This is a genomic window from Paenibacillus sp. VTT E-133280 (assembly GCF_002264385.1).
GTDB classification, from domain to species: Bacteria; Bacillota; Bacilli; order Paenibacillales; family Paenibacillaceae; genus Paenibacillus_AQ; species Paenibacillus_AQ nitricinens.
The window spans coordinates 1-19498 of record NZ_NFUX01000038.1 but is presented as its reverse complement, the minus strand read 5'-3'; the positions used below and the strand labels follow the sequence as shown (position 1 = coordinate 19498).

The window sequence follows — 19498 nt, the reverse complement described above, 5'->3', positions numbered from 1 at the left end:
AATATAGTAACAAAACGTATAACTATTTATGGAAAAATACGTTAAAATCAAAAAGTAACTTACAACTTTCATTCTTTTTAGAAACGGAGTGTCCTATTAATGAAAAAGCTAGGTGCATTATTTTTATCCATTTTCATGGTTATGTCTGTCTTTACCACTGCCCATGCGGCTGAAAAGCCTGTCGGTGTGTGGATTGATGGAACAGAAGTAAAGTTAGGCAATTCTAACCCAATTGTTGAAAAAGGAACGACCTTGGTTCCTATGCGTCCACTCCTAGAGAAGCTAAATGTAAATATGAATTGGAATAAAAAGACCCAAACCGTAACGGGGACCAAAAATGGACTGGCCCTTTCACTGACTATCGGCAGCACCACAGCAACGGTAAACGGGGAGAAGAAAAAACTAGAGGTGGCTCCTAAAACCATCAACAATGTCACCTATGTTCCTGTCCGCTTTATCGGTGAAACGATCGGCTATAAGGTAGAATGGAGTGCGGCGCAGCGCACCATCACCTTTGTAGCTAATAACGAGGCTGCTGGTAGCAACGGATTCTTATGGAAAGTGGAGAACAACGGTAATACCGTCTATCTACTTGGCTCTATCCATGTAGCTAACGACAAAATGTACCCGCTACGCCCGGAAATTGAAGCTGCTTTTGAAGCGTCTCAATATCTCGGGGTTGAAGTTGACTTAACAAAGGTTGATCAAACGGAGATGCAAAAGTTCCTTGCGGAGAAAGGTTCTTATACAGATGGGACCAAACTCAAGGATCACGTATCCGCTGATACTTATAACAAAGTTGTTGCGGTTCTGAAAGCGAATGGTCTTGCAGGAAATGCATTCGATTCCTATAAGCCATGGGTCGTTACTCAAGGTATCTCAAGCCTACAAATGCAAACGACAGATTATACACCGGATACGGGGATCGACCTATATTTCACACAGAAGGCAGGCAAACTGAATAAACCTATCATTGAATTGGAAAATATGCAATTGCAGCTGAATATGTTTAATCAATTCTCAGATGGATTGCAAGAAAAGCTTCTCCTCGATACACTCGATAGCCTCAAGCAAACGGACAATGCTGCAGCAACGGCTTCGTTGGATGCATTATCCCAAATGTGGATGCAGGGGGATGAACAATCACTCGTAGCTATGACACAAGCGGTCGCTAAGGAGCCAGAATACTATAAAGGTCTCGTTTCGGATCGGAATGCCAACATGGTGAAGCATGTAAAAGAATATTTGAATAGTGATAAAAAAGCGACTTATCTTGTCATTGTTGGTGCACTACACATGCTGGGTGATGATGGCATTGTGACTCAATTGCAAAAAGACGGCTTCAACGTCGTCAAACAATAATTTCTATAGCCAAAATAAATAAGGCTGTCTCTTAGTCATCTACAATGACTTTGGAGGCAGCCTTTTATTTTTACTTTTTTAGCTCAATCTAAAAATAGTAGTAAATTGACGTGAAGACAGAGCGGAGGGGTGGAGGGATTCTGGAGAAACGCCAGTGTTCGCCTTTAAAGACCAATTTCAACTACTAATCTTTCTACTATCCAGAAATTGGGCTTTAACAGCGATCGTAAGAACCCTCCACTCCACAGCGGTTTGTTCACAAACAGGCTACTACTAATTTTGGTTTTGAGCTTTTTCCTTCTACCATTTGATTAACTGATCCACCTTCACCGGCAGTCCAGTAGCGATCGAACGATTAGCCGCAATCCCGGTCATAATAGACATCGCCCCATCCACATGGGAAGCTGCACGATTAAACCGATCCTCCACAGGTCGTTCAAAAATATCACGGAGCATGACCGGATCTCCACCCCCATGTCCCCCAACGCCTTCTTCAATTTCCACTTCATAAGGCGGCGTAAAATGAGGGAATACAGTGATCTGCTTGTCCTTTAGTGCCCCTTCATCTTCTTTCTTCCCCCCGGCGTTTACATAGGACTGTTCAACAACCTTAACTTCCATCCGCCCCTTCGTCCCGTTAAATACTACAATGAAGCCCTCCCAAGGCAAATAAGCATTAAGTGAATAGTTCATAATCGTCTTGTTTTTGTATTTGACCATGACTGCCATCGTATCCTCAATGCTGATATTATCACCGAATACACTTTGATCTCGCAGGTACCCATCTTCATGCTCGGCATCCAGATACATCTGCTTAAGCTGCTCGTTGTCTTTTAGATGAAGCGCAAAGGGATCATTTTCCGCTGCACTACTCCCATGGGCACGCTGATAAAACTCCGTCACCCCGCGCTTCTCCGCGTTCTCTCTGCCATAGAACCTTAAATCTCCCATGGCATAGATCGTATCCGGACTTGAGCCCAACCAGAAATTCATCAAATCGAAATGATGTGTTGATTTATGAACTAACAACCCTCCGCTGTTCCGTTTATCCCGATGCCATCTGCGGAAGTAATCCGCCCCATGCTGCGTATTTAGCAGCCACTCAAAATTGACGGATAACACTTCTCCAATCGCCCCATCCATGATCAATTCACGGATTTTGGTATTATGCGGAGCATAGCGGTAATTGAACGTAACACGCAGTTTTTTCCCCGTCCGCTCAATCGCTTCAAGAATTTCCTGACATTTCTCTTCATCCACCGTCATTGGTTTCTCCGAAATCACATCACAGCCAAGCTCCATCGCCCGGATAATATAATGGTGATGTGTGCGGTCAATACTCGTAACGATAACCACATCCGGCTTGGTCTCTTCAACCATACGATCAAACTCATGAGCTTTATAAGTAGGAACCGCATGATAATGATATTTCCCTTTCAGTAATCGATTCGCATAATCCATTCTTGTCCCATTCACATCGCAAAAGCCTACAATTTCTGAAGTTTCACGATAATTCGTAGTTATCTCACCATAGAAGAACTCCGCTCGGCCACCAGTACCTACGAATACATATTTCTTCTTCGACACAAGGATCACTCCATCGCTATTGATTTAGATGCCGTTTCTTCTTATAGTTTATAGTATAAAATACATCCAAATCTAAGCGATTATTAGTAGAAATAACGAAAACTATGCATATATTAGCTTCATTATCTGAAAGGGGCAGATATAGAATGGAACAGGTGCTTGAACCCCCATTTTTCATTGAGCAAATCAAAAGAGCCGGTCCATTCAGCATGGATTCCGACCATTATCACGAAACATATGAGATTTATTATTTACTCGCAGGTGAGCGCAGCTATTATATCAATAATCTGATTTATACCTTACGCAAAGGTGATTTAATATTTATTAACAAAAATGAACTCCATCGCACCACTTCTAAGGGCTCAGCGCGCCATGAACGAATATTGATTAACTTTGAGGAGGTCTTTCTGCAAAAAACGTTGGCGAACTACGACCTAAGTATTCCTTTTTTAACTACACAAAGCTTACTTCTGCGTCCCGGAGTACATGAACAAGGAGCCATCGAATCTATCCTCTTCTCCATGCTAAAAGAACAAGAAGAACATCGATCACAGCAAGTCCCCTATCTTCAGACACTGCTCATCCAGTTATTTATTGAAATGAACAGAGTACAAGAAATAAGCCGCGAGCCCATCGCTCCTGAGAGCAGTGAGAAGCAGCTTAAAGTCTACGAAATTATCGATTATTTACAGGCACATTATGTTGAAAAGCTTACATTAGAGCAGCTATCCGACACTTTTTTCATCAGCAGTACTTATCTTTGCCGTTTATTCAAACAGACCACTGGCTTCACCACTGTTGAATATCTAAACTACATTCGGATCAAGGAAGCTCAGCGACTCTTGCAGAGTACCAACGCTAAAGTCATGACCATTGCCGAAAATACAGGATTTGACAGCATCGCCCACTTTGGGCGGGTGTTTAAGCAAATCGCAAAATGCTCACCTCTGCAATACCGTAAGCAGAATCGCTGACCATCAGGCCTTGATTACACCTTTTTTGATAATAATATTTCCATAGAGTGCTTCTTCACCCGATACTACAATAGCGTAGCTTTGCTTGGAACGATTGTAGAAATCAAACCGCTTCTCATATTTAATCGTCGCTTCAGCGTCATGTTTGGCGATTATCGACTCGTACGTGGACCAGATCACCGGCACCGTAGGATCTCCCTCAACCACAGCCATAAACGCCACCTGATGTTCCACATAATGATCAAGTGGCAGCAGTTCCAATATTGCATCCAAAAGATCAGGTATTCCAATGCCATCATATCTTAGTACTTTTGAGTTTAAGGAGTGTCCTGGATAATTAGCATCTGCCAGTACAAGCTCATCACCATGACCCATCTCCATCATCACTCGTACCAGTTCCGGAGAGAGTAGCTTAGGAATTTTTTTCAACATCCAAGCACCTCATTACTTCCCATAAAAAGATCTCAAAGCAACCAGCTCATCAATCCGATGCTGTGGCAGTTCTCTCTCCCCGTCAATCATACGTGTAATAAAGGTAATCTTGGCTGTATATTCGAGTCTCTCCATATTCAGATAAGCCTCCATAACATCCGTTCCCCAAGTAAGTGCTCCGTGATTTTCGAGCAGGACTGCTGTTTTTTTGCCAAGGAAAGGCATCAGTGAGTCCGGGATTTCTTCTGTTGAAGGTGTTCCGTATTCCGCCAAAGGAATATCCCCGATCATGATAACCGACTCTGGCATCATCATTTTATCGAGCGCCTCACCTTTAATGGCAAAAGCGGTAGCATACGGGGGATGTGCATGAACCACACCATTCATCTCAGGTAGCTCATTATAAATTCTCAAATGCATTTTGGTTTCCGTTGAAGGTCTGTATCCTTCCGCCGCTTCAAGAACTTCACCTTGCAGGTTTACTTTTACAATCATATGTGGCTCTAAATATCCCTTGCTTACGGCTCTGGGGGTAGTGAGAATTTCATTCTCTGATAACCGTGCTGAAATATTCCCATCATTGGCGGCAATGAAATCTTTAGTAAACAAATTTCTGCCAATATCACAAATCTGCGAACGTAGTTTTTGTTCCAAGTTATCCATAAGTTCTCTCCTCATATCCTATTTTTTAGAGTTCTTCACCAAAGAAGGCTGGTATGTCTTAAAGGTAAAAGATCGTCCCACGAACTCTTTCGCCTTAGAAACTTGCAATTTCCCCAGGGCAGCCAGCTGGACAATGATATTGCCAATTCCACTGGCCTCCACTGGCCCTGCAACGACTTCTCTACCCGTAGCATCAGCGGTGAGCTGGCATAATAGCTCATTTTGAATCCCACCGCCAACCATATGAATGATAGTGATTGTCTTGCCGGTGATCTCTTCCATTTCTTCAATCGTTCTACAGTATGATTGCGCAAGGCTCTCAAGGATAACGCGTATAAATTCAGCTTTCGTATTAGGCGACTGTTGCCCCGTTCGCTCACAATATTCCTGAATCCGCTGCATCATCACACCAGGTGTGCTGAAAAGCTGGTCATTCGGGTCAATGATCGCTGGCGACCCATTAATCGTTTGGGCTAATTCAACCATTTCACTTTGACTAAAATTCTCTCCTGCTTTCGCCCAATTCCTCTGGAGCTCCTGTAGAATCCATAGTCCCGTTGTGTTTTTTAGCAAACGATTAGAATTACCGTAGCAACGTTCATTTGTGAAACCATATTCATAGCTTTTCTCTGAAATGACCGGCTCAGGCGTCTCCATCCCCACCAACGACCACGTACCACAGCTTAAAAATGCAGCTTCATCCTTACGAGTATACGGAATCGAAGCCACTGCTGAAGCCGTATCATGTGAAGCGCCGGCAATCACTTTCATCAGTCCGATACTAAGCTCCTCTTGAATAACCGGAAGGATTGATCCAATAACTGTCCCCGCATGAACCTTATGTGGAACTAGATGACTCGGAATCCCCAGCCTGCTAAATAATTCAGAGGAGAGTTCTCCCGTAACAGCATCCATTAAGCCGCTTGTACTCCAGATCGTGCGTTCTGCTGCTTTTATACCAGAAAATAGATAATGAAATAGATCTGGCATCATTAAAATAGTGTCCGCAGTCTCCCTAACAGAATCATTATCCTGAAAGTCAGAGAACAACTGATAGACTGTATTAATCACACTTGGTTGAATACCGGTCATACGGAACTGCTCTGCCGGCGACAGTAACGCTTCCAATTTGAGACGGTGAACCTCCATCCTCCGATCCCTATAATGATGTGGGGAATAGAGCAGCATTCCATTTTTATCGATAAAACCGTAGTCGACGCCCCATGTATCCACACTTAAAGACGTCAATTCTCCATGTTGCCTAAAGGCTTTTTGAACCCCTTGCTTCATTTCATGGAACAGTCTAAGAACATCCCAATATAAGTGCCCGTTGATCTGTACCGGCGTATTATCAAACCGATGAATTTCTTCCATTTGTAGCCTATCGCCACCATATATCCCCAGCATCACTCTTCCGGAGCTGGCGCCGAGATCTATGGCTAGAAGCTTAATCGTATCACCCATTGTTCACCACACCTGCTTCACAGGAAGATTTTAATAGAGAGGTCCAAAGTTCTGACAGGCTCTGTAATCGGCTCCCTCTAGATCTTCAGTGCCAAATAATGACCATACCCGTGGTCTAAAAATACGTGATTCCTCAACGTTATGCATGCTGACTGGAATGCGTAAAATGGACGCCAGTGTAATCAAATCCGCTCCAATATGCCCATAACTAATCGCCCCATGATTGGCGCCCCAATTATCCATGACATCATAAACCGATTGGAATGAACCACTATTAGTTAGCTTAGGTGCAAACCAGGTCGTTGGCCAAGTTGGGTCTGTTCTTTGATCCAGTGTATGGTGAACATCCTCAGGCAGCTCTACGGTATAACCTTCTACAAGCTGAAGAACAGGCCCAAGTCCTTTTACCAAGTTCAAACGTGCCATGGTAACTGGCATCCCGCCTTTGGTTAAATAATTCGTAGAAAAGCCACCCCCACGGAAATATTCTTGAGAAGCTGGGCGGAATTGTGTATGGCTTAAACAAGCTTCTACCTCATCCTCTGTAATTTCCCAAAAAGGTTTAATCGCAGGTTTGCCGTCTATCGTCTGTTCACCCGTACCATCAAGAGCAGCCGAACCCGAGTTGATCAAGTGTAGTATTCCGTGTGCTGCCTCACCTTGCAATTGATGACCTGTTACACGCTTAACAGCATCTGGACTCCAAAAGGTGCGGACATCCGCAAAGATTTGTGCAGTATTCGTCAGCAGATAATTGAACAGCATTGTTACTCCGTTCAGGCTATCATTCTCTGTCGCTATGATATAAGGTGTACGTTTACCGTTCCAGTCAAAAGAGGAGTTCAGTATCGTCTCCATGAAATCCCCATTAGGAAAATGATCCGTCCATTGGCGCTGACCTTGGAAGCCACCAACAATCGCATGATGACCATTGGCCTCTTCCTCAAAGCCCAGCTCAGCGAGAACAGGATTACCGATCATCAGATCCCGGGCGATCAATGTCATTTTCACACAAGTCTCCCACTGCTTCTCTTTCTCATCATCACTTATTTGCAGATGCTTCGGATTATTATCGGCACCAACTTGGCAGTTTTCTTTAGTCCACGCGAGGGCTCGTTTATATTCCTCTTTATCATAAATCTCCTCTTCAAAGCGGCGTACATATTCTGACATATCTATATATTCATTGCGCATCCCCAGATACTCTTGGAAGAACTGTTCATTCACAATCGATCCAGCAATCCCCATCGAAACAGAACCCATAGATAAATAGGACTTCCCTCTCATTTGAGCAACTGCCATCCCTGCTTTAGCGAACTGTAGCAATTTCGTCTGCACATCCGCTGGAATCTCCTCACTGCCAGACTCCTGAACATCCTCACCATAGATACCAAACGCCGGAATTCCTTTTTGTGCATAAGCAGAGAGAACAGCAGCTAGATAGACGGCGCCTGGGCGTTCCGTTCCGTTAAATCCCCAAACCGCATGCGGGATCGAGGCGTCCATATCCATCGTCTCAGAACCATAACACCAGCAAGGGGTCACAGTAATCGATACGCCAACATTAGCCCCAGCAAATTTCTGAGCCGCAGCCGCAGCTTCTTTAACACCACCAATCGTAGTATCGGCAATGATACACTCCACGGGGCGGCCATCTGGATAAAATAAGTTCTCTTCAATAAACTTAGCTACCCGCTGTGCCATACCCATGGTTTGAGCTTCTAGCGATTCGCGAACACCTCTTCTTCTGCCATCAATGGTCGGACGGATACCAATTTTCGGATAGTTTTCTATCACTGCTGTTCCTCCTCAAGATCATCTTTAATCTCATCGATAATGGAATGATTTCTCCTCCATCATAAAATATGGAAACGCTTTAGTCAACACAAATCAACATATTTATAGATAAATAATGTGGTTTTATGTGGTATTTATAACATAACACTGTGGTATTATGTGAGTATGAGGTTATTTTTTGATTTTGATTTTTATGACAATGTAGTAAACTAGGAAGTAGATGATGATAGAGGTGAGTGAACGGATGAAAGCATTTGAACGGCGGGATCTAATCATTAATGAGCTGTATAGACAAAAGAAAGTCCATGTCGCTCAGCTGGCGCAAAAATTCAATGTCTCGGAAGAGACCATTCGGCGGGATCTGGATAAACTGGACAAGGAAGGCCTTGCCAAGAAAAATTATGGCGGTGCAATTCTTAATGCCCACACGAATGAGGACCCTCCCTATGTGAGTAGGCATCAGGTAAATATAGAGGCCAAACGTACGATAGCTGATCATGTTCTCCAATTAATTAATGATGGGGATAGCTTGGTGACGGATACGAGCTCAACCGTTTTTGAGGCTTTACGGAGAATTATAGAGGAGAAAAACAATCTGACGATTATTACGAATTCTTTGGTTGTATTATCCGAATTTCAACATTCTGGGCAAAAGCTTATTTCCACTGGTGGGATACTAGGGCCAGAGACAAGCTCCTTCGTTGGGCATACCGCCTCACAGACCATTCAAAAATATAATGTGGATGTAGCTATATTCAGCTGTAAAGCGTTATCCATGACTGGCGGACTCAGCGATTCGAATGAAGAAGAAAGTGAACTGAAGATTCTTATGCAACAACAGGCGAATAAAGTCGTTCTGCTCGCAGATCACTCTAAGTTCGACAGGACTGCGTTCATCAAATTATTCAGTTTCGATAGAGTGGATTATATCGTTACAGACGAGAAGCCTTCTGAGGAATGGATCGAGTTTCTGAATCACTATCATATATCTCTTATCTATGCACCCGCTGAGTAATCAGTAGGTGCATAGATAAAGATTGGGAGAATCCTTTATTTCACTAGTCTTTTAAAATACCGCTTTTCTCTACGATCTTCAGCCACTCCCCGGCAATCAGATTATGCCCGGCTGCTGTCGGGTGAACGCCGTCCCACAGCCAGTAGGCTGCATCTGTTCTACGAGTAGCTGCATCAAATGCTTCCTGTAAAGGAACAAACACAGCATTAAATTCCTCTGCAAGCTGCTTAACAACCCCCTGATAATGAGTAATCCGCTCTTTCCATTCGTCCCATTGTTCTGCCGGAGCTCCGGTATTTAGAATAAAGGGCTCACACAAGACCAGCTTCGTTTGCGGAAGTACTTCCCCGGTTTCCTCAAGCACATGACGGTACGCACGTTCAAAACGATCCGTTACTCCACTTGGTTCCCCTTTCATTGTTCTCCAAAGATCATTAACACCAATCAAAATACTGATGACATCTGGCTGAAGGTAAATCGCATCCTCATTCCAGCGTGCATACAGATCGGAAATTCGATCCCCACTGATCCCACGGTTAAAGAACACTAGATTCTGCTCAGCCCGTTCATTGCCTAGCTTGCCTCCAATAATATACGCATAGCTATGTCCCAGAATATGATTGGGGTCTTCATCACGACCACGGTTCCCATCCGTAATAGAGTCGCCCTGAAATAAAATCACTTTTTTAGCTTTAGAAGTTGGAATAGTCATTCCTATGATTCATCTCCTTGATCTCTTCTTTCACATGAAACACTCAAGTTGAATATTCCATAAGATACAAGTAAAGTTAACATATACAACTCAAGGAGGGAAGAAAATAATGAAATACAGAAGGCTAGGCAATTCAGGTCTAAAAATCAGTGAAATCGGCTTAGGCAGCTGGCTTACATATGGAACAGCAGCAGAGCAAAAGGCAGCAGACGCCTGCATCAGCAAAGCTTTTGAATGCGGTATCAATTTCTTTGATACAGCTAATGCTTATAACCGTGGTGAAGGCGAAAAAGCAATGGGTGCTGCTCTTCGCGCCTATGAAAGATCGTCTTATGTGCTGAGTACAAAGGTATTCTTTCCGATGGGCGATGATGTGAATAATCGTGGTTTATCACGTAAGCACATCATGGAGCAATGCGAAGCTAGCCTACGGCGTTTAGGAACCGATTATATTGATGTTTATTTTTGTCATCGATTTGACAGAGAGACGCCTGTGGAGGAAACTTTGCGCGCGCTGGACGACCTAACTGCACAAGGTAAAATTCTATATTCGGCAATGAGCGAATGGAGCGCAGCTCAAATTTCTGACGCCACCGGCATTTCACGCAGACTAAATCTGCGTCCGCTTATTTCCAATCAGCCTATCTATAACATGTTCGAGCGGTACATTGAGGATGAGGTACTTGAGGTATGTCAGCGTGAGGGCCTCGGACAAGTGGTCTTTTCTCCACTCGCCCAAGGTATTCTGACAGGTAAATACAAACCTGGACAACAGCCTCCGGCAGGAACCCGCGCAGCTGATGATTCGGTAAATGGCGTCATTCGCAGCTACTTCCGCGATGATGTATTGACTGTTGTCGGACAGCTCGATGAACTAGCTAACCGTCTTGATTTGAAGCTGTCGCAACTAGCGTTAGCTTGGACCCTACGTCAACCCGGCGTAAGTTCTGCTATTATCGGGGCCAGTAAGCCAGCGCAGGTGGAAGAGAATGCCCAAGCTGTTGATGCCGTATTGTCTCCTGAAACTTTGGAGAGAATTGAAGAGCTTCTAAAGCCAGTAGCCAATTTCGCTCCCGCGAGATAATCTGAAAGAGGTTGTACCAAAAGCCACAGCAATTGGCTTAAGTACAACCTCTTTTTTCTTAAGAAATCAATTTGGATTCTTCGGCTTGTTCAGCCGCCTTTTCGATATAACGCTCCAGCGGCTTCTTGAGCGTTAGCGCCAGTAAGAGTGCTATTACACCGAATAGGATCAAATAAAGACAATCGCGAATCGCCACTTCCGGCAGAATCCCCCCTACCGCCTCCCGCATCAAACTAATCGCATAAGTAAATGGCATAAACGGATTCAACATTTGAAAAAAATGGCCTGTTGTACTGATTGGAAACGTACCGCCAGAGCTTGAGAATTGAAGCACCATGAATACGATCGCTATCCCCTTTCCAACGTTGCCGAATACGGAGACAAGCGTAAAAACAATCGTCACGAATACGATACTAATTAATACTGCAAAAAGGACAAACCACACCTTGTCCACCACATAACATTTCAGAATAAAGAGATTACCGAGTACAGCCACCAGCGCTTGAAGAATTCCAACCGTAAGAAACGTCAGCAAACGTCCAAAATACAATTGATACCGCTTGTACACAATTCCCTCCGTATCCACTCCCGTACGAAGAAGTGAGATTAGGAGTGTGCCACCTACCCATAAGGAAAGTACAACATAAAAAGGAGTCATAGCCGAACCATAATTCGGAATAGGATATAACTTATTCTCTTTTAATACTACCGGGTTGGCCAAAAAATCACTTTTGCTCTTAATATCCCCTCCGAGCAGCTCTGCAATCTCTCCCAGATCCACCTCATCTTTGATCTGACGGATGGTAGCTGCCGCTTTACGAATCGAATCTTCCAGGATCGGAAGATCATTTCGCACCATATCCGCTGCGACCGCCACTCCCTTATCCGCTCGGGGGAGACCTGTACGTATCAGATCAGAAATCTGATGCACCCGTTCCTCTACAGCCGGCAGATCCTGACGGACGAAATTTGCAGCTTGTTGTATTTTTGCTCCTGCAACAGGTAAGCTGCTCTGAATTAGTGGAAGTGTATCGCGAACAAAAGCACCAAAGCTCTGTGTCTTATCTGCGACACCGCTAGCTGCTGTATGTACCGCTTCACGAATAGCTGGTAAGTCCTGCTGTAGACTAGCCAAGCTTGATTGTCCGAACTCAATTGCTGCCATAGTCTCCTCAAGAAGGGTACCCAGCGCCGATAGACGATCCGGAACTTGTTCCAGGGCAGTGGCTGTAGTCTCTGCAGCAGTGGATATTTGCTCTAACGTATTTTTTATAGCAGGGATAGTTGCCGCTTCATATTCGGAAATAAGCTTCGCTATGGCTAAGTTCCCTTCGCCAGATTTAAGACCTAATTGCTTAACATCACTCGGATCTGGCTGACCTTCATTTTGTAAATCCAATACCAACGAATTTACCAAAGAAGTCTGTCTGCTCAAGGTATTATTTACATCCTTCAAGGCGCCAATCTCAGCATTAGGCACTGTTCCTGGCGAGAATGTATTCAGTGCCGATAACAAAGAAAGCGTATGATCCATCACGTTACTTCCCGACCCCAGCTGAGCGGAAACAGACTCAAGTTGCTCGCGGACCGCTTGCGGGTCAATATCTTCTCCCTGCAGCAGTTCAGCAAGCTGAACTACTGCATTCTCCGTTTTTTGCAGCAGGTATATATTTTGTTTGAGGGCGGCAGGTACCGCTTCAAATGCAGCATTACTCTTCTCTAAGAACTGTTGAAGCTCTAGAACAAAATCATTTCCAGCAGTTGCAATCTTGTCCGCCTTAGGTAGCGCAGTTAGGGCAGTGCTAACAACTTTATTTGCTTCCGTAAGACCTTCAGACGCCTTGTCCATAATTTGTTCAACTTCACCAAAATGATGATCAAGTTGAACGATTAGCTGTGCTGCTTGTTCAATTTTGGGCAGCTTATCCTGCAGCTCCCCTAAATGATCTGCAATATTGGCAATTTGAGACCAATGTTCAGCTATTTTTTCTAAAGCCAATCCCGCCTTTTCAACCTCTGGCAGCTTATTCTCCAGCTTAGAGATGCGCGCTGCCGATGCATGAATTTGCGGCCATTGCGCCTCCATTTTCAATACATGTTGGCCTGCCGTTTCAATTTCGGGGAGACTTGCCTCTAACTGAAAAAGTCCTTTTTCTACCTTGCGTATAATAGGCAATTCAGATTGGAACTTTGAATCGATTTGTTTTAAGGCTGTAAATACGGTTTCGCTAATGGTTTCCGTAAAATTCTCACTGATCTGTGTCGTGATTGAAGAGGCACCTTTATCCGTGATTTTAGGCGCAATCGCGTTTATCTTCTCATTGACGGTGTATTCAATCTCTGGTTTCACGATCCTGCCTTCAAGGATTCCTGTCATTCTTTTGGAGAAATCAGCAGGGATAACAATACTCGCATAATAATCTCCACGCTTCACACCATTGTGCGCAGCTTCTGCATCTACGAAGGTCCACCCTAAGCTTTTATTATTCCGAAGACTTTCCATGACATCATTGCCGATATTGAAGCTCTTATCCTTGACAGTGGTCCCTTCATCCAGACTAGTTACAGCAATCTTAATGCCAGAGGTATTACTGTAGGGATCCCACACCGCCGCAACGTTAAACCAATCATACACAGAAGGTAACACCACCAAAGCAGCGATCAGGAACACGGCCACAGGAACCTTAAAAACGTTGCGCCAGTCGTTCCTATAAATCCGTAGTATTCCACCCATTCGTTGCTCCCCCTAATCTGTATGTTTTGACATTTTAATATGCCCGAGGAGACAAACTTTTACTATCATTTTCAGTGGATTCACGACTGGCATCTTTTTTCAGAAATTTTTTAAAAAAATTGCAACAAAACCTGCCCGTTTAACGTAATAGAAGTATATAGCCCGTTTAGGAAAAAACATAGCGGGTAATAAGCTATATACAACCTTTTTACATATCTCAAGGGGGAGATTTCTAATGTTTAAGAAAAAGTCAGCGTATGTGTTACCGGTTGTTGTTCTATTGTTTCTTTCCCTAATTACTACTGCTAGTACCGTTGGAACACGAGTAGATGCGCAAGATAGTGGCAAGACTCAGCAACAGACGGTATATATTCATACTATTCAATCCGAGAATGGCAAACTTTCCATTACAGCCGATGAAATAAACTGGTATCAGGGTGCTGATGCTGACCGAGTCTTTGCTGAAAGAGACCCGGAAGGTGCAGCAGAAATTGGCGGAGCTCCAGACGGATATTATGTTGTTAATGATGTTGATACACTGACAACCTATCCGATCGCTGATAACGCAACAGTCACCATGCAGATCTTTGATCACACTGGTAACATTGAGGACTTAGACATTCAGTGGAACGAAGCCATTACCTTACAGCAATTTATCGATCAATTTAATAAGACGGATATTTTCGATCTAAGCCAATTCCCTTATCACCTTACGATTCAGGACGGCGTAATCACTTCCATCGTGCAACAATATATACCTTAAGCAGCAACATGTAACAAATGAAAAAGAGGGTTACCCAGCGGCCATTAACGCGGCTTATGGGTAACCCTCTTTTTTTGCAAAACGGAGTATTTTTAGTGTGCATCCTTAACAGGAACTCCAAAATTCGGTGTGCCATCTTCATTCCAATGGAAGACCTGAGCACGAGTATGACGGTTTGGATCATAAAGAGGATCGCCAGTAATTTCTTTATAATTGCGGCAGTGGTAGATGAGCACATCTTCCCCATTTTCATTGACCGTAAAGCTATTGTGGCCAGGACCGAATTGTCCATTTTCTTCATTCGTTTGAAATACAGGATTGGGTAGTTTAGTCCATGAAGCGGCCTCCAGAAGTTCACTGTCTTCATCCGCAACTAATAGTCCCATACAATAATTGTAGTCTGTAGCACTAGCCGAGAAGCTGATAAAGATACGACCATTACGTTTCAATACTGCTGCACCTTCATTGACTCTGTACCCAATAACTTCCCAGTCATGTTCAGGCGTAGCAATCATAGTCTGAGGACCTGTGAGTGTCCACGGATTGCTCATTTCAGAGATATACAGATTAGAATTCCCCTCAATATTCAGATCCTTCTGAGCCCATACATAGTACAGTTTTCCTTTATGCTGAAACGTGGTCGCATCCAAAGCGAACGATTCCCAAGCGGTCTTCACTTGACCTTTTTCTACCCATGTTCCTTCTAAGGGATTAGCAGATGCATTCTCGAGCGCAAACATCCGGTGATCGAACAAACCATCCGTCGTCTCCGTAGTCCGTGCTGCGGCAAAGTAAATGTACCATTTCCCGTCTATGTAATGAATTTCCGGCGCCCAAATGTTAGCACTAAGTGGCCCCGTCTCATACTTGCGCCAAGCTACAACTGGTTCTGCAGTAGTTAATCCTTCGATGGTTGTCGATCTTCTTACTTCGATCCGGTCGTATTCTGGAACAGAAGCTGTGAAATAGTAATAGCCATCCGTATGTTTATATACCCATGGATCAGCACGTTGCTCCACCAATGGGTTGTTGTACGCTCTACTCGTATCCATAATCTCTCTCCTCTATAAAAGCTTTAACAATGCAGAACCATGCGGTGGAAGAAGCTGCTTAACCCCTTCATTAACAACCTCCAGGTCACGGCCTAGCCATAGATCACGGATCGTGCTTGGAATGGAAACATGAAGCTGCTGAAACGATATTTGAAGCGTCGACTCTTCATCACTGAGATTGAACAACGCTACATAATGGTTACCTTGCTCATCCTCAGAAGTCCAGATCGCATACTCTTCATTCCGCTCTACCTGTCTACCACCCTTACCAAAATGATGCAGATGAAGCACTTCCTTATTGGTTAACAAAGATAAAGTCCACTCATCATTGTCTCTAAGCTCCCCTCCGAACATTAAAGGCGAACGGAAAATAGCCCAGAGTGTCATCATGGTAACCTGTTCGTCAGGAGTAAACCTTGTAAATCTGTCTCCCCCGCCATCAACAGAACGAATTCCAAGATGACCTAGCGGCAGCATATCACAATCCGGCCAATGGCCTGGCTGAACGTAGGAAGCCCACTTCTCGCAGCGCTCGAACATTCCGCGTAGCAAATGCCAATGATCCCAATAATCGTCAGTCATTCTCCACAGGTTTGCGTGATCAGCTAAGTGTTTCGCATCTTCCACTGGAGCAGGTCCAGGGGAAAGACTAAGCACCATTTCGCGGCCACAGCGGTCGATAGCCTTACGGATCATGGCAACTTCGTCTTTGTGGTATCCATAAATACGTGAAGCGGCAATATCATCTACTTTCACATAATCAACGCCCCAACTGGCATACAGCTGAAAGAGCGAATCATAATAAGCCTGACTGCCTTCTTTAGAAGCATCTACTCCATACATATCTGTATTCCACGGACAAATAGAATTGGGATGAGCGATATCACGTGCAGTTTGCTTAGATCCTAGAATGGCACTGCCAGCATGAACGGCCTGACGAGGAATTCCACGCATAATATGTATGCCAAATTTCAACCCTAATCCATGCACATATTCAGCAAGTGGAGCAAAACCTCTGCCTCCCTTAGCGGAAGGAAAACGATTTTCTGCCGGTTGAAGTCTGGAATACTCGTCCATGACCAGCGGTACAAAGTTACGATATTGCGAAGAGTTCGCTCCAGGCTCATACCACTGAATATCCACAACAACATATTCCCAGCCGAATTCCTTCAAATAAGCAGCCATATATTCAGCGTTGCCTCTTACCTCTTCTTCATTAACACTAGCTCCGTAACAGTCCCAGCTATTCCAGCCCATCGGGGGCGTTGCAGCTAACATAATGATTTTCACGTCCTTTTCTAAGACTTTCAGTTTAAAAATAGCATAGACAAAAAGACTTGTAAATATATTTATTTAAACCTTTTAATACTTTTATAAAATAAATAGTTAAAGTAACAGGATTACGGGTAAAATCATCTCTTTTTGTAAATTAGTTTCATTAATTTTTAAATTAAATTAGATTAGATGCAAAAACAGGAAAAAAACTCCCTTATTTTTATCATTCTACAAAATAAGGAAGGATGCTTTATTTATATGCTATATTAGTTTATAATTTCATAAAACAGTATTCATTTATGACCATTTGGAAGAAGGTATTGATAAAATGATCTATATTAAAGATTTAATGAGTGGTCTTGAAATATTCAAGGCGCTTAGTTCTGAAATCAGAATCCTCATACTCGAACTTTTAGCTACCAATCAAGCACTGAATCTGAATGAAATTGCCAAGAAGCTGAATCTCAGCAATGGCGCAATCACGATGCATATTAAAAAGCTAGAAGAAAGCGGTCTCATCGAGATAAACACATCCGTGGGTAAACACGGTATTCAGAAGGTCTGCTATTTAAATAAGGATAAGCTTATTGTTGATCTTCGCAGCAAGGATGTTGATAATCTCTACGAAGTAGAAATCCAAGTAGGACATTATAGCAACTATCAGGCTGTTCCGACCTGCGGACTTGCTACCAAAGACAGCATAATCGGGGATTTTGATGAGCCGCGTTATTTTGCAGACCCCCAACGGATTGAAGCTGAGATCATATGGATGGGCGAAGGCTTTCTCGAATATAGAGTTCCGAACTATCTTAAAGCTAATCAAACGTTCCGTGAAATCCAATTCTCGATGGAGATTGGCTCTGAGGCCCCAGGATCTAACGATAACTACCCTTCCGATCTTTATTTTTACCTAAATGGAATTGAAATCGGCTACTGGACTAGTCCTGGAGATTTCGGAGACACCCGTGGAACGTTTAATCCAGACTGGTGGCCTCCACATTTAAACCAATATGGTATGCTCAAACTGATCCGTATTAATAATGAAGGCAGCTTTATTGACGGCTGCCGGATTTCTGACGTGACCCTGGATGATATCCAGCTTGATTACAAGAGCGAGCTTACTTTCCGGATAGCTGTAACGGACAAGCCTGTAAACAAACGCGGACTCACCATTTACGGCAAACATTTCGGCAACTATAGCCAGGACTTGCTGGCGCGTGTACTATATGATGTTCATGAAGTTGAAATTGGCGCTTCTCGTACTGCTGTTACCTTATCAGAGTAAACCATTTAAACAAAAAGACCGCAGAAGCAGAAATTTCTGTTCTCCGGTCTTTTTTACCTTCGTATATTTTTTTGGGTTTGACTCATAATAACCTTGTCTCCCAAACCACCGAGAAGGAGTGTTTCGAATGCGTGAAGGTCTAATTCCCGCTGTTCTTGGAACCGTCGTAACCGCTTCAAGCGCCGCTTTTCTTGGAAGCAAGTATAAGATGGCAGCAACAGGCGTACTTGGATTTGGTCTGGCTCATGTCGTATTGGGTGCCATTGATCTGTTTGAGCATCGGTAAGGATTGGAAGATGCCGGGTGGCATAAACACTGCCCGGTTTTTTGTTTTACATAAGTACGAAGTCAAAAAAAGGGTGTCCCATCAGCTATTTTCATAGCTAATGAGACACCCCTCTTATTATTATGGAAATATTTATTTTATAGCAATATAAAATAAACGTTCCGCATCATCATCCGCCTCTATCCACTCGAAATCGGCGTAAGTCTTCACATCACTAAATCCAGCCTTAAGCAGTTCATCCTTCATCCATTGGGGATCGTAGGCACGCTGAATATGCGTCTCTTCGAAACGGCGATATACATCACTCCGTCCCTCTTCGCGGGCGAAAATAGACAGATGATGTTCTATTTCGCGGCGTGGAACATCCATCTCACAAGTCCAAATATAAGACACCGATGGTTCATCCAGAATAAAAGGCTGTTCTTCTTCATAACGGATCAGTGTATTTGGATGATGCACATCGAACAGAAAGGTGCCGCCTTGCTTCAGTCCTGCGAAAGTACTAGCAAAGACAGCTCTGATATCGTCTTCTTCCAGCACATAATTCAGACAATCACAGAAAGAAATCACAGAATCCACAAGCTCTGGAAGCTCCCATTCCTTCATATTTTGTCTAATCCAACGAACACTACCTTCGCGCAAGAAGCGCCGTCCCTGGGGATGCTCTTCCATTTTGCGCTGTGCCACTGAGAGCATATCTGAAGATAGATCGATTCCGGTCATATGATACCCTGAACCCGCCAAAGGAATAGTGATACTCCCGGTGCCGCAGCCAAGCTCAGCCACGGTTACAGGCTTACCGTATTTGCTCCATGCGGTTTCAGCAAAGGAGATCCAATCAGGATACGGCATATCTGCCATGAGCTCATCGTATACATAAGCAAATTTCCCATAGGAAGACACTAGTACACCGCTTTCTATTACAACATTTAATGTAAATCTGTTATTGACCCATCAAGCATAAACGCCCTCGGCGTCCCTACAAGGACGGTAAGCGTTTAAGCGAGAAATAT

At 43.8% G+C, this 19498-nt stretch carries 17 protein-coding genes; 7 read left to right on the top strand and 10 right to left on the bottom strand.

Translation table 11 applies throughout. From position 1 onward, the window contains the following. The first annotated feature begins 99 nt into the window (after positions 1–99). Entirely contained in the window at positions 100–1362 is a 1263-nt protein-coding gene (locus CA600_RS17010) for a TraB/GumN family protein (RefSeq protein ID WP_094871595.1), read from the top strand. A 300-nt stretch (positions 1363–1662) separates the two neighbouring features. On the opposite strand, the gene CA600_RS17005 is transcribed toward CA600_RS17010, so the two are convergent. Next, positions 1663–2949 carry a Gfo/Idh/MocA family protein gene (locus tag CA600_RS17005; RefSeq protein WP_094871593.1) on the bottom strand — a complete coding sequence of 429 codons (1287 nt, stop codon included), beginning with the start codon at positions 2947–2949 and terminating at the stop codon, positions 1663–1665. Between the two features lie 146 nt (positions 2950–3095). Here CA600_RS17005 and CA600_RS17000 point away from each other — a divergent pair, with 146 nt between their 5' ends. Then, on the top strand, positions 3096–3923 hold the full coding sequence (locus CA600_RS17000) for a helix-turn-helix domain-containing protein (protein ID WP_094871592.1): 828 nt from the start codon (positions 3096–3098) through the stop codon (positions 3921–3923). 3 nt (positions 3924–3926) lie between these two features. Here the strand turns inward: CA600_RS17000 and CA600_RS16995 are convergent, their stop codons facing one another. Genes CA600_RS16995 through CA600_RS16980 form a run of 4 tightly spaced genes read right to left on the bottom strand, consistent with a single transcriptional unit; the run spans position 3927 to position 8279 of the window. Continuing rightward, entirely contained in the window at positions 3927–4355 is a 429-nt protein-coding gene (locus tag CA600_RS16995; RefSeq protein WP_094871590.1) for an RbsD/FucU family protein, read from the bottom strand. A gap of 12 nt (positions 4356–4367) precedes the next feature. Next, on the bottom strand, positions 4368–5018 hold the full coding sequence (locus tag CA600_RS16990) for a class II aldolase/adducin family protein (RefSeq protein WP_094871588.1): 651 nt from the start codon (positions 5016–5018) through the stop codon (positions 4368–4370). Between the two features lie 18 nt (positions 5019–5036). Next, positions 5037–6482: a rhamnulokinase gene (locus CA600_RS16985; RefSeq protein WP_094871586.1), complete on the bottom strand. Its 1446-nt coding sequence runs from the start codon at positions 6480–6482 to the stop codon at positions 5037–5039. A 30-nt stretch (positions 6483–6512) separates the two neighbouring features. After that, a complete protein-coding gene (locus CA600_RS16980) occupies positions 6513–8279 on the bottom strand; it encodes an L-fucose isomerase (RefSeq protein WP_094871585.1) in 1767 nt (588 codons plus the stop codon). A 244-nt stretch (positions 8280–8523) separates the two neighbouring features. Between CA600_RS16980 and CA600_RS16975 the strand changes: the two genes are divergently transcribed. Continuing rightward, a complete protein-coding gene (locus CA600_RS16975) occupies positions 8524–9294 on the top strand; it encodes a DeoR/GlpR family DNA-binding transcription regulator (protein WP_094871640.1) in 771 nt (256 codons plus the stop codon). Between the two features lie 43 nt (positions 9295–9337). Here CA600_RS16975 and CA600_RS16970 read toward each other — a convergent pair whose 3' ends face one another. Next, positions 9338–10006 carry an SGNH/GDSL hydrolase family protein gene (locus CA600_RS16970; protein WP_094871583.1) on the bottom strand — a complete coding sequence of 223 codons (669 nt, stop codon included), beginning with the start codon at positions 10004–10006 and terminating at the stop codon, positions 9338–9340. A 109-nt stretch (positions 10007–10115) separates the two neighbouring features. Here CA600_RS16970 and CA600_RS16965 point away from each other — a divergent pair, with 109 nt between their 5' ends. Further along, a complete protein-coding gene (locus tag CA600_RS16965; RefSeq protein WP_094871580.1) occupies positions 10116–11090 on the top strand; it encodes an aldo/keto reductase family protein in 975 nt (324 codons plus the stop codon). 58 nt (positions 11091–11148) lie between these two features. Here the strand turns inward: CA600_RS16965 and CA600_RS16960 are convergent, their stop codons facing one another. Further along, positions 11149–13824 carry a YhgE/Pip domain-containing protein gene (locus CA600_RS16960; protein WP_094871578.1) on the bottom strand — a complete coding sequence of 892 codons (2676 nt, stop codon included), beginning with the start codon at positions 13822–13824 and terminating at the stop codon, positions 11149–11151. A 235-nt stretch (positions 13825–14059) separates the two neighbouring features. Here CA600_RS16960 and CA600_RS16955 point away from each other — a divergent pair, with 235 nt between their 5' ends. After that, positions 14060–14587 carry a hypothetical protein gene (locus tag CA600_RS16955; RefSeq protein ID WP_094871576.1) on the top strand — a complete coding sequence of 176 codons (528 nt, stop codon included), beginning with the start codon at positions 14060–14062 and terminating at the stop codon, positions 14585–14587. 92 nt (positions 14588–14679) lie between these two features. Here CA600_RS16955 and CA600_RS16950 read toward each other — a convergent pair whose 3' ends face one another. Next, entirely contained in the window at positions 14680–15639 is a 960-nt protein-coding gene (locus CA600_RS16950; protein WP_094871575.1) for a glycoside hydrolase family 43 protein, read from the bottom strand. A gap of 12 nt (positions 15640–15651) precedes the next feature. Further along, complete coding sequence (locus CA600_RS16945; RefSeq protein WP_373455825.1) at positions 15652–16917, bottom strand: glycoside hydrolase family 27 protein; 1266 nt, start codon at positions 16915–16917, stop codon at positions 15652–15654. A 325-nt stretch (positions 16918–17242) separates the two neighbouring features. Here CA600_RS16945 and CA600_RS16940 point away from each other — a divergent pair, with 325 nt between their 5' ends. Together CA600_RS16940 and CA600_RS16935 are read left to right on the top strand one after the other, a co-directional pair. Continuing rightward, positions 17243–18199, top strand: coding sequence for an ArsR/SmtB family transcription factor (locus CA600_RS16940; protein ID WP_094871572.1), 957 nt, complete (start codon positions 17243–17245; stop codon positions 18197–18199). A gap of 127 nt (positions 18200–18326) precedes the next feature. Continuing rightward, on the top strand, positions 18327–18485 hold the full coding sequence (locus CA600_RS16935) for a hypothetical protein (RefSeq protein ID WP_036675694.1): 159 nt from the start codon (positions 18327–18329) through the stop codon (positions 18483–18485). Positions 18486–18617: 132 nt separating this feature from the next. Here the strand turns inward: CA600_RS16935 and CA600_RS16930 are convergent, their stop codons facing one another. Further along, entirely contained in the window at positions 18618–19388 is a 771-nt protein-coding gene (locus tag CA600_RS16930) for a class I SAM-dependent DNA methyltransferase (RefSeq protein ID WP_042185976.1), read from the bottom strand. Between the last annotated feature and the right edge of the window lie 110 nt (positions 19389–19498).

What these genes read in the sequence shown, in the direction of transcription:
- CA600_RS17010 (WP_094871595.1), top strand. Translation starts at nt 100, where the DNA reads ATGAAAAAGCTAGGTGCATTATTTTTATCCATTTTCATGGTTATGTCT.
- CA600_RS17000 (WP_094871592.1), top strand. Translation starts at nt 3,096, where the DNA reads ATGGAACAGGTGCTTGAACCCCCATTTTTCATTGAGCAAATCAAAAGA.
- CA600_RS16995 (WP_094871590.1), bottom strand. Translation starts at nt 4,355, where the DNA reads ATGTTGAAAAAAATTCCTAAGCTACTCTCTCCGGAACTGGTACGAGTG.
- CA600_RS16990 (WP_094871588.1), bottom strand. Translation starts at nt 5,018, where the DNA reads ATGGATAACTTGGAACAAAAACTACGTTCGCAGATTTGTGATATTGGC.
- CA600_RS16985 (WP_094871586.1), bottom strand. Translation starts at nt 6,482, where the DNA reads ATGGGTGATACGATTAAGCTTCTAGCCATAGATCTCGGCGCCAGCTCC.
- CA600_RS16975 (WP_094871640.1), top strand. Translation starts at nt 8,524, where the DNA reads ATGAAAGCATTTGAACGGCGGGATCTAATCATTAATGAGCTGTATAGA.
- CA600_RS16970 (WP_094871583.1), bottom strand. Translation starts at nt 10,006, where the DNA reads ATGACTATTCCAACTTCTAAAGCTAAAAAAGTGATTTTATTTCAGGGC.
- CA600_RS16965 (WP_094871580.1), top strand. Translation starts at nt 10,116, where the DNA reads ATGAAATACAGAAGGCTAGGCAATTCAGGTCTAAAAATCAGTGAAATC.
- CA600_RS16960 (WP_094871578.1), bottom strand. Translation starts at nt 13,824, where the DNA reads ATGGGTGGAATACTACGGATTTATAGGAACGACTGGCGCAACGTTTTT.
- CA600_RS16955 (WP_094871576.1), top strand. Translation starts at nt 14,060, where the DNA reads ATGTTTAAGAAAAAGTCAGCGTATGTGTTACCGGTTGTTGTTCTATTG.
- CA600_RS16950 (WP_094871575.1), bottom strand. Translation starts at nt 15,639, where the DNA reads ATGGATACGAGTAGAGCGTACAACAACCCATTGGTGGAGCAACGTGCT.
- CA600_RS16945 (WP_373455825.1), bottom strand. Translation starts at nt 16,917, where the DNA reads ATGTTAGCTGCAACGCCCCCGATGGGCTGGAATAGCTGGGACTGTTAC.
- CA600_RS16940 (WP_094871572.1), top strand. Translation starts at nt 17,243, where the DNA reads ATGATCTATATTAAAGATTTAATGAGTGGTCTTGAAATATTCAAGGCG.
- CA600_RS16935 (WP_036675694.1), top strand. Translation starts at nt 18,327, where the DNA reads ATGCGTGAAGGTCTAATTCCCGCTGTTCTTGGAACCGTCGTAACCGCT.